This window comes from Arthrobacter sp. 9E16, assembly GCF_002929435.1.
Classification (GTDB): Bacteria; Actinomycetota; Actinomycetes; order Actinomycetales; family Micrococcaceae; genus Arthrobacter_B; species Arthrobacter_B sunyaminii.
Genome location: NZ_PJIU01000003.1, coordinates 53,392 through 66,861, shown reverse-complemented (window position 1 = coordinate 66,861; position 13,470 = coordinate 53,392). Strand labels below are relative to the sequence as shown.

13 protein-coding genes are annotated in these 13,470 nt (G+C 64.8%); 7 read left to right on the top strand and 6 right to left on the bottom strand.

The features are described from left to right. Positions 1–86: 86 nt before the first annotated feature. Positions 87–1,154 (bottom strand): LacI family DNA-binding transcriptional regulator, encoded by a 1,068-nt coding sequence (locus CXR00_RS12750; protein ID WP_104054950.1) that lies wholly within the window; start codon positions 1,152–1,154, stop codon positions 87–89. Between the two features lie 231 nt (positions 1,155–1,385). Between CXR00_RS12750 and CXR00_RS12745 the strand changes: the two genes are divergently transcribed. The 5 genes from CXR00_RS12745 to CXR00_RS12725 all read left to right on the top strand — a co-directional run bounded on the left by CXR00_RS12745 (position 1,386) and on the right by CXR00_RS12725 (position 7,192). Next, positions 1,386–2,897 carry an alpha-N-arabinofuranosidase gene (locus tag CXR00_RS12745; protein WP_104054949.1) on the top strand — a complete coding sequence of 504 codons (1,512 nt, stop codon included), beginning with the start codon at positions 1,386–1,388 and terminating at the stop codon, positions 2,895–2,897. Positions 2,898–2,944: 47 nt separating this feature from the next. Further along, positions 2,945–4,351 (top strand): ABC transporter substrate-binding protein, encoded by a 1,407-nt coding sequence (locus CXR00_RS12740; protein WP_146068498.1) that lies wholly within the window; start codon positions 2,945–2,947, stop codon positions 4,349–4,351. 72 nt (positions 4,352–4,423) lie between these two features. After that, entirely contained in the window at positions 4,424–5,365 is a 942-nt protein-coding gene (locus tag CXR00_RS12735; protein WP_104054947.1) for a carbohydrate ABC transporter permease, read from the top strand. Then, positions 5,365–6,294, top strand: a complete 930-nt coding sequence (locus CXR00_RS12730; protein ID WP_104054946.1) for a carbohydrate ABC transporter permease — start codon at positions 5,365–5,367, stop codon at positions 6,292–6,294. Before CXR00_RS12735 ends, CXR00_RS12730 begins: the two co-directional genes overlap by 1 nt. Positions 6,295–6,460: 166 nt before the next feature. Continuing rightward, positions 6,461–7,192 carry a hypothetical protein gene (locus CXR00_RS12725; RefSeq protein WP_104054945.1) on the top strand — a complete coding sequence of 244 codons (732 nt, stop codon included), beginning with the start codon at positions 6,461–6,463 and terminating at the stop codon, positions 7,190–7,192. A gap of 72 nt (positions 7,193–7,264) precedes the next feature. Here CXR00_RS12725 and CXR00_RS12720 read toward each other — a convergent pair whose 3' ends face one another. Together CXR00_RS12720 and CXR00_RS12715 are read right to left on the bottom strand one after the other, a co-directional pair. Beyond that, positions 7,265–8,464 carry a GDSL-type esterase/lipase family protein gene (locus tag CXR00_RS12720; protein WP_308470502.1) on the bottom strand — a complete coding sequence of 400 codons (1,200 nt, stop codon included), beginning with the start codon at positions 8,462–8,464 and terminating at the stop codon, positions 7,265–7,267. A gap of 57 nt (positions 8,465–8,521) precedes the next feature. Continuing rightward, complete coding sequence (locus CXR00_RS12715; RefSeq protein WP_104054943.1) at positions 8,522–9,328, bottom strand: helix-turn-helix transcriptional regulator; 807 nt, start codon at positions 9,326–9,328, stop codon at positions 8,522–8,524. Positions 9,329–9,402: 74 nt separating this feature from the next. Between CXR00_RS12715 and CXR00_RS12710 the strand changes: the two genes are divergently transcribed. Continuing rightward, the gene (locus tag CXR00_RS12710) at positions 9,403–9,987 is read left to right on the top strand and encodes a glyoxalase/bleomycin resistance/extradiol dioxygenase family protein (RefSeq protein WP_104054942.1); all 585 of its coding nucleotides are present in this window, start codon (positions 9,403–9,405) and stop codon (positions 9,985–9,987) included. Here CXR00_RS12710 and CXR00_RS12705 read toward each other — a convergent pair. Next, positions 9,984–10,400, bottom strand: coding sequence for a VOC family protein (locus CXR00_RS12705; RefSeq protein ID WP_104054941.1), 417 nt, complete (start codon positions 10,398–10,400; stop codon positions 9,984–9,986). The genes CXR00_RS12710 and CXR00_RS12705 overlap by 4 nt on opposite strands. 103 nt (positions 10,401–10,503) lie before the next feature. Then, positions 10,504–11,298 (bottom strand): IclR family transcriptional regulator, encoded by a 795-nt coding sequence (locus CXR00_RS12700; protein WP_104054940.1) that lies wholly within the window; start codon positions 11,296–11,298, stop codon positions 10,504–10,506. Between the two features lie 250 nt (positions 11,299–11,548). Here CXR00_RS12700 and CXR00_RS12695 point away from each other — a divergent pair, with 250 nt between their 5' ends. Further along, positions 11,549–12,820 (top strand): TetR/AcrR family transcriptional regulator, encoded by a 1,272-nt coding sequence (locus tag CXR00_RS12695; protein WP_104054939.1) that lies wholly within the window; start codon positions 11,549–11,551, stop codon positions 12,818–12,820. Here the strand turns inward: CXR00_RS12695 and CXR00_RS12690 are convergent, their stop codons facing one another. Further along, the gene (locus tag CXR00_RS12690) at positions 12,821–13,372 is read right to left on the bottom strand and encodes a carboxymuconolactone decarboxylase family protein (RefSeq protein ID WP_104054938.1); all 552 of its coding nucleotides are present in this window, start codon (positions 13,370–13,372) and stop codon (positions 12,821–12,823) included. Positions 13,373–13,470: the final 98 nt, after the last annotated feature.

Here is a 13,470-nt window from a genome sequence, read left to right as displayed (position 1 = left end):
TATCTCCCCGCCGGGGTTTGCCGATCCCCGTCCTGCTGCCCGCATTCCGGCGTGGAAACTATCCTCCAGATCGACATACAGAAGCGTCAGGGGATGCTGCCGCTATCCCCGTCACCGCCCCCACCCCCGTCGTCGTCCCTAAACCCGGTGGACTCGCGACGGACAATCCGAAACCCGGCCTTCACCGTCCGGGGCGCCAAAGGCTCCCCCTTCTCCCCGATCCGCTCCACCAAAAGCTGCACCGCGGTTTCGGCGATCTCGTCCCGGCCGGGATCCACCGTGGTCAGCGAGGGCAGGGAGAAGCGGCCCTCGTCGATGTTGTCGAAGCCGATCACGGCCACGTCCTCCGGCACGCGCAGACCCTCCACCGCCAGCTGGCGCAGGGCACCAAGTGCCAGGGAATCGTTCAGCGCAAAGACGGCGTCAAAGCCGACGCCCCGGCGGCACAGGCCGCGGATGGCCTCGGCTCCGGTGTCCCGCCCCCAGCTGCCGCCGCGGGCCACCAGCTCCGAATCAAAGGAAATGTCCCCCGCCGCCAGCGCTTCGCGGTAGCCGCGCTCGCGCAGGCTGGCCGAGCTGGCGGCGTCCTCCGAGATCTCCGGCGCACCCACCAGGGCTATCCGTGACCGGCCAAGGCCCAGCAGGTGTTCGACGGCGGCGCGCGCCGAAGACGTGTTGTGCATGGTGACGTGGTCGGTCGGTCCGCCGAAAATCCGCTCGCCCAGCAGCACCAGGGGTTCATCCACGGTGAGGGCGCCGGCGTCGTCCTGCCCCAGCGCGGCAGGACTGAACAGCATGCCGTCCACGAAGCGCAGCCGTCCGCCGGAGAGGGCCGCCAGTTCCAGCTTCCGCTCACCGTTGGTCTGTTCAATCAAAACCCGCAGACCCTTTGTCGCCGCGGCACGAATAACGGAATCCGCCAGTTCGGCAAAGTAATTTTCCCGAATGGAGGGAACGGCCAGCCCAATCACTCCCGTTTTACCGGACCGCAATCCGCGCGCGGACAGGTTGGGGCGGTATCCCAGCTCGTCAATAATCCGGCTCACCCGCGAGCGCGTTTCCGGCCCCACTTTGGGATTGTCATTAAGGACATTGGAGACCGTCTTGATGGAAACGCCGGCGGCACGGGCAACATCGTGAAGCGTTGGATTCATGTTTCGAAGGCGCCCTTTCCTGCCCTGCAGCCTCTGCGGCCAAAACGTCTTCAAATCCTAGCCGCACAAAAACAATGCCCAGGACTCTTGACGCCTCAACCATGCGCGGTTTAGCGTTCCGGGTACAACGTTGTACCTCACCAAGGTTGCACCACCAGCACCCAAGAAAAAAGCCTTCCCCGCAACGCCGGAACCACGCCGGCACTGGAACATTTCGACAACGGAGTCCCAATGCCCCAAGCCCGCCTCACCCTTGACCCGCATTTCACGGTGGCCCCAGTCAGCCGACGAGTCTTCGGCTCCTTTGTGGAACACCTCGGCCGCGCCGTTTATGACGGCATCTACGAACCCGGGCACCGCACCGCCAATGAGGACGGCTTCCGCCGCGACGTCATCGAACTGGTCCGCGAACTGGGCGTATCCACCATCCGCTATCCGGGCGGAAACTTCGTCTCCGGCTACCGCTGGGAGGACGGCGTGGGCCCCCGCGAGCAGCGGCCCAAGCGGCTGGACCTCGCCTGGCACTCCACAGAGACCAACGAAGTGGGCCTTGATGAGTTCGCCCGCTGGATCAAAGAGGTCGACGGCGAACTCATGTACGCGGTGAACCTCGGCACCCGCGGCGTGCAGGAAGCGCTGGACGTCCTCGAGTACGCCAACATCCCCTCCGGCACCACGCTTTCGGACCAGCGCGTGGCCAACGGCAGCCCGGAGCCGCACGCCATCCGCATGTGGTGCCTGGGCAACGAGATGGACGGCCCCTGGCAGCTCGGCCACGGCACCGCCGTAGAATACGCGCGTCTCGCCGGCAAAACCGCGCGGGCCATGCGCCAGCTGGACCCAACGCTGGAACTCGTGGTCTGCGGCAGCTCCGGCGCCGGCATGCCAACCTTCGGCGACTGGGAGCGCACGGTCCTGGAAGAGACCTACGACGACGTCGACTTCATTTCCTGCCACGCCTACTACGAGCCGCACGACGGCGACATGGCCAGCTTCCTGGCCTCGGCAGTCAGCATGGACCGCTTCATCGACTCGGTGGTTGCGAGCGCCGACCATGTGAAGGCCGTCCGCCGCAGCGACAAGACGATGTACCTGTCCTTCGACGAATGGAACGTCTGGTACCAAAGCGTCTACAACGACGTCGAGAAGATCACCGATGCCTCCGAGTGGCCGCAGGCGCCGCGCCTGCTGGAGAACGCCTACTCGGCGATGGACGCCGTCGTCGTCGGGAGTCTTCTGATCAGTCTGCTCCGCCATGCAGACCGGGTGACCGCCGCCAGCCTGGCCCAGCTGGTGAACGTGATCGCGCCGATCACCACCGAGCCGCAGGGACCCGCGTGGCGGCAGACCACCTTCTACCCGTTCGCGATCACCTCGCGGCTGGCCCGCGGCACGGTCCTGGATCCGAAGATCGACTCCCCCGCCATGGTTACCGACGCCTACGGCGACGTCCCCATGGTCGACGCCGTCGCCACCCACGACGACGCCGCCGGAACCGCCGCGGTGTTCCTGGTCAACCGCAGCCTCACCGACACCGTGACCGTCAGCATCGATGCCGGCCCGCTCGGCGTCGAAAGCGTCCGCAGCGCGCAGACCCTGCATGACGACGATTACTCCGCCGGCAACACCCTCCAGGACCAGGACCGGGTGGTCCCCGAACCCAACAAGAGCGCGCGCATCGAAAACGGAACGGTCACCGTGACCCTTCCCCCGGTCTCGTGGACCGCCCTCGAGCTGCAGTAAGCACCAAACCCTTCTGTTTCACCATCACTCATACAAGGGAGTACGCAGTGCGAAACACAAAGATCCGCAACACAAGAATCCAAAGAAAAACCCTGCTCGCCGCCGGCATGACAACGGCGCTGGCCATGACGCTGGTGTCCTGCGGCGGCAACGACGACGACGGCGGGGGCGGCGGCGGCGGCGGCACCGGGGCCGGCGCGAGCAAAACGAACTGCGCCAACGAGATCAAGGTCAATGATGTTCCCGTGGTCACCTATTGGGGCTGGTTCGAAGACACGGCGCAGACGGTCGACAAGTTCAACGAAACCCACGACGACGTACAGATCTGCTGGACCAACGCCGGGCAGGGCGCCGACGCCTACACCAAGCTCTCCACCTCGCTGCAGTCCAAGTCCGGCGCACCGGACATCGCCCAGATCGAGTACGACTGGCTGAACAGCTTCCTCATGCAGGGCGGGCTCGTGGACATGACCGAACACGGGATCAACGACTACAAGGACAGCTTCACCGCCGGCGCTTGGCGCGATGTCTCCAGCGGCGACAGTGTCTACGCGGTGCCGGTCGACCTCGGACCCGTGGGTATGTGGTACCGGCAGGACATCTTCGACAAGCACGGAATTCCTGTTCCCACCACCTGGGACGAGTATGCCGCTGCGGCCAAGCAGCTCAGCGACGCCACCGGCGGAGAGACACTGATCGGCAACTTCGCGCCGAACGGCCAGGGCCAGCACTACGCCTTCCTGGACCAGGCCGGCGCCAAGCCCTTCGACTTCGACAACAGCAATCCCACCGAGATCAGCATCAACCACAATGACGAGGCCAGCAAGAAAGTCTTTGACTACTGGATCGATCTGGTGGACCAGGACCTGGTGGGCACCGACCAGGCCTGGACACCCGAATTCAGCACCGCGCTGGGCACCGGCAAGTACGCCACAGCCATCTATCCGGTTTGGTACAACGTCCACATTCCCGCGCTGGAAGGCGCCGACGCGGACGCCGTTTGGCGGGCAGCTCCGATCCCGCAGTGGGATGCTTCCAGCCCCAAGCAGGTGAACTGGGGCGGCAGCACGCTGGCCGTGACGGTTCAGGCCGACGACGCCGCCCTCGCCACCAAGGTGGCCGCGGAACTCTACGAGTCCCAGGAAACCAAGGAACTCGGCGTCGAGGTGGGCGGACTCTTCCTGGCCTACCCCGAAATGATCGAATCCGAGTACTTCCAGAACCGCCCCTATGAGTTCTACGGCGGGCAGCAGCTGAACAAGGAAATCTTCGGTCAGGCGGCCCTCGACTATGAGGGCGTGACGTTCTCCCCGTTCACGCAGTTCTACTACGACGAATCCCAGCGGCTGCTCTCCGAAGCGATTGAAGGCAACATTTCAGCTTCGGACGCAGCGGACCAGCTGCAGGAGTCACTGGAAACCTACGCCGGTGAGCAGGGTTTCGAACTGAAATAACCAGCCCCGTGCGGGCAGGGCACCCCCCTGCCCGCACGGAGGTCCCCCCTATGCGTCCCAAGGAAGAGACACATGTCAGCCACCTCAGAGCTAGAAACGCCGGCCCGGCCCCCGGCCGTGCTGAAACGGGGAACCAGTCTGGAGCGCAAAACCGCGCGGTTCGGATGGGTATTCCTTGCCCCCTTTGCCGTGGTGTTCCTGGTGTTCCTCGTCCTGCCGCTCTGTTACGCGTTCTGGATGAGCCTGCACACCAACACCCTCGCCGGCGGTGAACAGTTCGCCGGGCTGGCGAACTACACCAAGGCCTTTACCGACCAGCGGTTCCTGTCCGGCATGACCCGGGTGGCCGGCTTCGCGCTGGTTTTTGTGCCGCTCCAGATTGGACTGGCGCTCGTCTTCGCGCTCATCCTCGACGACGTCCGGACCCGCCTCTCGCGCTTCACCCGGCTGATGATCTTCGCGCCGTACGCCATCCCCGGCGTAATTGGCGCCCTGATGTGGGGCTTCCTCTACAGCCCTTCCTTCGGGCCGCTGGTGGGCTTCTTCGATTTCCTGAATATGCAGGCGCCGGACCTGCTCAGCCGGAGCTCCATCTTCTGGTCACTGACCAACATTGTGACCTGGCAGTGGACCGGCTATTACATGATCATCATCTATGCGTCGCTGCAGTCGATTGACCCGTCCATCTATGAGGCTGCCCGGATTGACGGTGCCACCAAACTGCAGACAGCGCTGCAGGTCAAGGTCCCGATCATCACCTCGTCGCTGGTGCTGACCGGGGTGTTCTCCCTGATCGGCACCCTGCAGTTCTTCACTGAACCCCAGGTGCTGGCCCCGCTGGCCGGCAACGCCATCGACGCCGCCTACACCCCCAACCTCTACGCCTACAACCTGGCGTTCTCCTACCAGCAGTTCAACTACGCGTCGGCCATTTCCTTTGCACTCGGGCTCATGGTGTTCCTTGCCTCCATCATTTTCCTGATCGCCACCCGCAAGAAGAGCGGACTCAACTGATGACTACAACACCGGCACCACTGCTCGACGACGCCGTCACAGCCTCGGGCCCGCGCGGGAAACGCCGCGCCAACAAGCCCCCGCGGGAACGCGCCGTCGGCCTGCACATCCTCCTCGCCGTCGCGTCCCTGTATTTCCTGCTGCCGCTGTGGTGGCTCGTGGTCGCGGGAAGCAAGAGCACCCAGGGACTGTTTACCGGCACCGGAGGTCCGCTCTGGTTTGACTCGAACTTCGCCCTGTTCGACAACCTCCAGCAGTTGGCCACCTACAACAACGGCATCTACCTGCGCTGGCTCGGCAACTCCTTCCTGTACGCGACGGCAGGCGGGCTGGGGGCCACGGTTCTCGCCGTGCTGGCCGGCTACGCGTTCGCCAAGTACCGCTTCCGGGGACGGTCCGTCAGCTTCATGATCCTGCTGGCGTCGGTGATGGTGCCGGCGACGGCGCTGGTCATTCCCACCTACGTGCTGTTCAACAACCTGGGGCTGACCAACACGATCTGGGCGGTGATCCTTCCCTCGCTGCTGAGCCCCTTCGGCGTGTACCTCATGCGCGTGTATGTGCAGGATGCCATCCCGGACGAACTGCTGGACGCGGCGCGGGTGGACGGTTCCGGAGAAATCCGGACATTCTTCACCATCGCCCTGCCGCTGATGCGGCCGGCCGTCGTCACCGTGCTCCTGCTCTCCGTGGTGGGCGGCTGGAACAACTACTTCCTGCCGTTGGCCATGATTTCGGACCAGACGCTGCTACCCGTGACGGTGGGCCTGAACGCCTGGCAGGTGCAGTCCAACTCCGCCACCGCCAACGGCCTGATCTGGAACCTGGTCACGAGCGGCTCGCTGGTTTCCGTCATTCCGCTCATCATCGCCTTCCTCATGCTGCAGAAGTACTGGCAGGGCGGATTGTCGCTGGGAAGCCTGAAATAGGAGCAGGTCCGCAATAAACCCGCAATAAAACAGGGCATCCAACCCGGTGAATCCCTCTTTCCGGCATTCATCCCCGCTAGGCTGGCCGTGAAGTAATTCACCGCCCGGTTTCGGGCGAACAACAGCTAATGCCGTCACGGCACAGTATCTTCAGGGGGAATAACGCGTGAGTGAACCTAACCAACCAAACGACCAGTCCGGAAACAACCCCGGACCGTGGAATTCCGGCCAGCCGGGCCAGCCGGCACCGGGTCAGCAGCAGCCCGGACAGCAGGGACCCTATCAGGGCGGACAGGCCTATCCCGGCGCTCAGGGAAACTACAACTATCCGGCTTCGGGCGACTCCTCGGCACAGGGCGGTTATGCGTACCCGGGAAGTCCCTACGGCCAGATGACCCCGGCCGAAGAGCCTCCCCGCCCGAAGCAGATCGATCAGGCCTTCTGGCTCTTGATTGCCAGCGCCGTCCTGGGACTCATTGCACTGCCTTTCGGTCTGATCTACGTGAACTCCCCCGAATACCTCGACACCCTCGAGGAGACACTGCGGAATGCCGGACTGGAGGTTGATTCCGACACTCTGGCCGCCGGTGTCGCGAGCGGTACCTTGTCGGCTGTGCTGTCCGGCATCTTCGGTCTGGCAGTTCGGGTGGCGCTGGCCTGCCTGGTACGGGCAGGTTACAACTGGGCGCGCATCCTCATCACGATCTTCGCCGTACTCTCGCTCATCGGGCTCATCGGCCTGTTCGCCGCAGGGACCGTCTCCGGCGTCCTGACGCTGCTAGCCCTGCTGGCCACCTTCACCGCCGTCGTGCTGCTGTTCATGAAGCCCTCCAGCGAGTACTTCACCCGCAAGAAGGCCTACCGTCAGGCCAAGAAGTTCGGCGGATACCAGGCATAACCGCCTCGATACTTCCGCTGTGGGGGGTGCCGGCTGATTTCAGCCGGCACCCCCCTGCTTTAACGGGTCCGGCTAGGCAACGGCCCCCTTAGCGTCCTGTCCAAACGGGCCCGCGCCCGCAAACGCGTACTGCGCAAACCGCTCCCCGATCAACCGGTGCGCAGCGGTATCCGGATGCAGTGCATCCGGCAGCGGATGATCCTCAGCATCCTCGGCGCCGTACAGGGATGTCCCGTCCAAATAATGGAGATTCTTGTCCCCGGACCGGCGTTCCGCCAGGGACTGCAACGCGTCACGGATCACGCGCAGGGTCAGCTGGCCGGCAGCCACGCCCTCCGGCGAGCCGGTGGCGATGAACTTCACCTGATCCGTGCCGAAGGATGCCGGGTCAAAGGCGCCGGGACCCGGAGTGTCCTCGTGGATGCCGCAGAATATCGGTGAAATAAGCACCAGCGGGGTGTCCGGGTGCCCGTCGCGGATGGTGTCCAGGAAGCCATGGACGGCGGGGACAAAAGCACGCAGCCGCATCGAGTCCATGTTCACCACGTTGATGCCCAGCTTCACGCTGATCAGGTCCGCCGGGGTGTCCCGCATGACCTGCGCGGTGAACGGATCCACCAGGGCGCTGCCGCCCAGCCCCAGGTTGTGCAGTTCGACGCCGCCGATCCGCGCCGCCACAGCGGGCCAGATACCCGACGGCGTGGCGGCGTTGGAGCCGTGGCTGATCGAGCTGCCGTGGTGCAGCCAGACCGGCCGGTCGTAGCGGTGCGGTTCCAACGGCGCGTCGCTCCGCAGTTCCACCAGTTCCACCGTTTCGTTGTGCGGCAGCCAGATCTCCACCACCTTCGAACCGGCAGGCAGCGGGGAAAAGATACTGGTGTGCGAGGGTCCCTCGACCTGCCGGCTGGCACCGGTGGACATAATGACCTCGGTGTACGAACCTCCGGTGAGGCTGTCGCTCTGCATCAGCTCGCCGTCGACCAGCAGATCCACGGAGCCGCGCGGCCGGTCCGCGCCCAGGTAAACCACCCGGGTGGGGTGCGTGACCAGCTCCAGCCGCTCCGCCGTCGTCGAGAAAACCAGCCGGACCCCGGAGGGCTGGGCCTCGGCCATGAGCAGCTGCGGGTCAGGGAACCTGGCTCGCACAGCGGCGGGCAGGCGGTGCGGCCGCAGTCCCCGGGCAGTGGTTTCGAGTTCCGCGGCTCCGTGAACGAGAGCGGGGGCGATGGCTGTGGTGATCATGAGGGTCTTTCGTCGGTATTCAGGTGCCAAGCCACCTTAGTGCATGCGGCAGGCCAGCGCCGTTCCGGCGGGAACTCGCAGTGCGGACTATGACCCGCCCGCGGACCGCCGGTAACTGCTGGCCGTAAAGCCGAGAACCTCACGGAACGCGGCGGCCAGATGCGCCTGGTCCGCGTAGCCCAGTTCCGCCGCAATGTCCGCAATAGGGGTTGTGGAATCCAGCCGCACCCGTTCGGCCGCCTCCTGCAGCCGGTACCGGCGGATCATGGCCAGCGGAGGCAGCCCCACATGCCGCCGCGCCAGTCTTTGCACCGTCCGGACGGAGACGCCGAGCTGTTCGGCGGCTTGAGCCACGCGGATGAGGAACGGATCCGACTGGATCAGGTCCTCCAGCCGGTTGGCCAGCAGGGCATCAGCGTTGGGGGCAGGGACCTGAGCTTCGAGCCAGTGGACTGCCGCCGCGGCGGCGGCCGTGCGGCGGGACGCGTCGTCGTCGTCCGCCATGGCAGCCGAAACCGCCGCCAGAAGATCCGGAGCCGGGAAGGGGATTTCGACGTCGCGCAGGCTTCCCGGATCCTGAACGAACACCGGCACCGCGGCCGGACGCAGCAGCAGTCCCAATGCCCAGCCGCGTCCGGACAGATCCCGGAAGGAGCGCCGGGTCGCCGGACCGGACAGCGTCACGCCGTCGGGCTGGACCACCAGGTTCAATGCCGGAAAGGGCAGCAGCTCCTGCCGGGACACCCGGCCGGGCGCCAGGTTCCATTCCGGAATCCAGAACCAGCGCACCCGGTCCGCGAGCGCTGCCGGTGCCGGGATCCGGTGGAAGGAAGGCAGCCGGGCGGGATACAGCGTCCCGCGCCATTGGTCCCCTCCCTCACCTGCCGCTGCCATGTCTCCCCTATGTCTTCCCCAGGCTGTCGCGAATCTTCAAGCCGGAACCGTGTCCGCACTCCTACCGTCGAAGCATGACTACTACACCCAACACCAATCCCACCACCTCAGCGCCGGGCACCTCAGGTGTCACCGGCCAGCACACCACCGGCGGCGTCCCGCACGGCGTCACCACACTGACCCCGTTCCTCGCCGTTCCGGATGCCCGCGAAGCCATCAACTTCTATCGCGATGTCTTTGGCGCCCGGCTGATCGATGCCACCGAGATGGGCGGCATCGTGGTCCACGCCGATCTGGACTTCGGCACCGGCCGGCTGCAGCTGGGCGAACCCAACCCGGACTACGGGCTCGTCTCCGCCCCGGAGGGTGACGCCGACTGCTATTCGATGGGTCTGTACTGCGAAAACGTCGACGAGACCGTGGCCCGGGCAGAAGCAGCCGGGGCCAGCATCCGCGAACCGCTGACCACTTTCGTCTCCGGCGACCGTTTCGCCAGTATCCGTGACCCGTTCGGGGTCCGCTGGTCCGTGATGTCCCGGGTGGAGGACCTGTCCGACGAGGAAAGCGCCGCCCGGGTTGCCGAGTGGGCCGCCGGGCAGGGCATGTCGGCTTCCGGCTCCGGTGAGGACGCCCCGGAGGGCTCCGGGGAAAACTCCTAGGAGTCCTGGCCCTCGATGCTGATCATCCAGCTGGTGCCGAACTTGTCATTCAGCATGCCGAACATGTCGCCCCAGGGGGCACGTTCCAGCGGCAGTGTCATTTGGCCGCCGTCGAGCAGCTTGTCCCAGTATCCGCGCAGCTCCTCACCGTCGCTGCCGCTCAGAGAGATGGAATAACTGCTTCCTTCGTCCAGGGCCATGCTGGCCGGGGTATCCGAGGCCATAAGCACAAACCCGTTGTCCGTCTTCAGGGACGAATGCATGATCTTGTTGGCCTCAGCGGGGTCTTCGGCCATGTTCATGTCACCGAAGGTGCTGCTTTCCAGGGTTCCGCCGAACACGCTCTGATAGAACGCCATTGCCTCCCGGGCGTTGTCCCGGAAGCTCAGGTAGGGATTCATGGTGGTGGACATGCTGATCTCCTTCAAAACTCCGTGTGGAACGGTGTGGATGGATGTCCAGCCAGAGTAGGCGCGGACAGCGTCCCGGAGGAAGGGTCACCGAAAATGGAAACCGTCAGCTTCCCAGTTTCCGCGTCAGCTGGGCAGTGATCCGTACCAGGGCAGCGCCGTGCGCGGCGACATCATAGGACTGCGCCGCACCGGAGAGGCTGATCGCACCGACAGCCCGTCCATCGCGGAGGATGGGCGCCGCGACGCACATCTGACCGAGGGTGGCTTCTTCGCGGTCATAGGCCAGCCGCGTGGTCCTCGTCTGGGCAAGCTCCTGCAGCAGGGCCGCCGGGCTGGTGAGGGTGTGCCTGGTGCGGCGGGGCATCCCCGCGGCGATGGTGGAGCGGATCTCCGCCTCGGGCTCGAAGGCCAGCATGGCCTTCCCGAGGGAGGTGCAGAAGGCGGGGTACCGTCCGCCGATGTCGGTCCGCGCCGGATAGGTGCTCAGGCCCACCACCTTGTCCACAATCAACACCTGCGGCCCGTCGAGCACAGCCAGGTGGGTGGTGAGGCGCGTGGCGCCGAACAGCTCACCCAGGAAGGGTGCGGCGATGCACCTCAGCCCCTTGGGCCGGCTGTGCCCCACCTGGTTTCCCAGTTCAAAGAGCCGGTCAGAGAGCCGGTAGCTTGACCCTTCCTTGGCAACAAAATCGCCCTTGACCAGGTGCGACAGCAGCCGATGCACCGTGGACGTGGGGATGCCGGCGCGGCGGCCGATGTCGCTGACGCCGAGTGTCGGCTGGTCGCCCGTAAATACGTCGAGCAACTGCAGGGCGCGAAGGACGGAGGCCCTTCCCTCCGTGGCGTCCGAATTTTGGCTGCCCCGTTTGGTCTTTCTCTCATCAATGGCGATCGACATACCGGCTCCCTGCAATCAGCGCACAGCATCATTGCGTCCCGCACTGTACGTTCTATGGTCTACATCACTTCTGGAGTGCTTAGTACAGAGATTGTAGTGACTGGTCCACGCCTGGTCAATCTATCCGGCGCGCGTCGGCAAGCCCATTCCCATCCACCGGGATAGGCAATATGCTCGGAGGCTGGTGCGGATAGGATTTAGGACAGCAAAAGGGCCACCGGCCGTTTCAAAAAGCCAGGGAAAGGCGGCAATGAACACCAGTCGCAGGAACGCGCGCGGCGAAGTGTCATTGCAGACCATCCTGTCGAAAACCGTGAGCCTCGTCAGCCGGTACGGATACAACGGCACCACCATCGCGCGCATCACACGGGTGACCGGAAGACCTGCCAGCTCCATCTACTGGTACTTCGATACCAAGGACGGTCTGGTTGCCGCGGCACTGGAAAGCACTTACCAGCGGCGGGCCGATGAAGCACCGGGCTGGCCGGACTTTGATCCGGACACTGCTCTGACCGAACAGCTGTCCCGTGTGCTCGGACCGGACTTCACCCCGGCCGCCACTGAAGCCCCCGTTCGGCTGGGCATCATGATCGCCCTGGAGGGCAATGCCGCCGGGTCCCCCGCTCAGGAACCCTTCCGCGGACGCCGCCAGCGGGTGCGCCGGCAAATTGCAGCCTGGTGGAACGACGCCGCTGAGGCGCACTTTGGATCTCCCCGGGAAGACATTGCCGAGTGGATGACCATGCTGACCATAGCCTTCCGGGACGGGCACTATATTTCCGATATCGGCGCGGATTCAGTGCCACCCCTGCACCGCGGCGGCGCTCTGGTGGCGACGGCGCTGTCTGCCGTCTTCCAGGACCTGCTGTCCAGAGATCACCCCCTGCCCCCGGCCACCGCCGGTGCCCCGGATTTCGCGGGAAAGGGCACTGCCCTCCCGGATGCGGGCTCACCTGAGTTCCTGTTGGCCGCCACGCGTTCCCTTGTTGCCGAAAGCGGATACGAGGGGGCAACCCTGGCCAGGATCTGCGAGCGCTCGCAGACGCAGCGCAGTTCCATTTACTGGCGTTACCAGAACAAGGAGACCTTGATCCGCGAGGCTGTCTCCGAACCCTTCCTCAGTCTCATGAACGCGCCGGCAGCCGCTCCCCGGTCCGGGCCCGCCTGGTCCTCCGCCCTGGCCGCGTCCCTGGTGAGCAGCGTGGAAGGTGCCATGAGGTGTCCGGACACGGTCAAGGCGGGACTGCTCCTGAAACTTCAGCGCAGAGACCCGCCCTCATTGGGCGGTGAGGCCATCCAGCTGGGCATGGCCCGTGAGTTTGCTGCCCTGGACGCCTGGATTGCTGCGGCCGTCGGGTCCTCTGAAGCAGCAGCCAGCGCTGCCGGGATCGGCTGGGCAGCCAACATCCTCCGGGAAGGGTTGATGCTCGGCGTCGCCTTTGGCCAGAACTATGACACGGCCCTGCTCTTTGCACTTGTCAGCGCAATGATCGAAGGCGTGGCCGGCGAAGCAGACGGGTAATCAGGCTGACGCCGTCCTGAAGACCTCCACCGGGCCGGTCTCCAAGTCCACCTCGAAGGTGTTCATGACCCGTCCCACCATCATGTAGAAACCGATCATGAGGACAAGCTCCACCACTTCGGAGTGGTTGTAAACCGCACCAATCCGGGCGAACAGTTCATCCGGCGCGGTGGTGGTCTCCACCACTGAATCCGTGAACTCAATCAGGTCACGCTCAAAATCCGTCAGGTGCTCCGCGCTTCCGGCGGCCGGATAATCGGCCACGGCGGTGATCTTCTCTTCGGTGAACCCGTGCCGCAGCGCCACAGCATGATGCTCATGTGCCTGATAAGTTGCCTGCGAGAGTTGTGCGACCCGAAGGATGACCACTTCCCGCTGAACCGGCGGCAGCGAGCTTGCCCGGCTCAGCTTGTGGCCCAGTGCCAGAACTTCCGGCGCAGCATTATCCGACTGCGCAACAAGCCGGAAAATGTTGATACTGCGTTTGCCTTCCAAAGCTTGGAGCGTCCGCTCCGGTGCAGTGGCAAGGTCAACATAGGGGATGCGTGCCATGAAGGCTCCTTCTTCCGGGAGGTATAGCAGGAAGCGCTACCCGGCGAGTCTATGGCGGATCCCGCGGGGTCGCCGGGTCCTCTTCCGCTGTGCGGAAT

Coding starts and splice junctions, on each gene's coding strand:
- CXR00_RS12710 (WP_104054942.1), top strand. CDS start 9,403: ATGACTACTACACCCAACACCAATCCCACCACCTCAGCGCCGGGCACC.
- CXR00_RS12690 (WP_104054938.1), bottom strand. CDS start 13,372: ATGGCACGCATCCCCTATGTTGACCTTGCCACTGCACCGGAGCGGACG.
- CXR00_RS12735 (WP_104054947.1), top strand. CDS start 4,424: ATGTCAGCCACCTCAGAGCTAGAAACGCCGGCCCGGCCCCCGGCCGTG.
- CXR00_RS12695 (WP_104054939.1), top strand. CDS start 11,549: ATGAACACCAGTCGCAGGAACGCGCGCGGCGAAGTGTCATTGCAGACC.
- CXR00_RS12700 (WP_104054940.1), bottom strand. CDS start 11,298: ATGTCGATCGCCATTGATGAGAGAAAGACCAAACGGGGCAGCCAAAAT.
- CXR00_RS12705 (WP_104054941.1), bottom strand. CDS start 10,400: ATGTCCACCACCATGAATCCCTACCTGAGCTTCCGGGACAACGCCCGG.
- CXR00_RS12730 (WP_104054946.1), top strand. CDS start 5,365: ATGACTACAACACCGGCACCACTGCTCGACGACGCCGTCACAGCCTCG.
- CXR00_RS12750 (WP_104054950.1), bottom strand. CDS start 1,154: ATGAATCCAACGCTTCACGATGTTGCCCGTGCCGCCGGCGTTTCCATC.
- CXR00_RS12745 (WP_104054949.1), top strand. CDS start 1,386: ATGCCCCAAGCCCGCCTCACCCTTGACCCGCATTTCACGGTGGCCCCA.
- CXR00_RS12715 (WP_104054943.1), bottom strand. CDS start 9,328: ATGGCAGCGGCAGGTGAGGGAGGGGACCAATGGCGCGGGACGCTGTAT.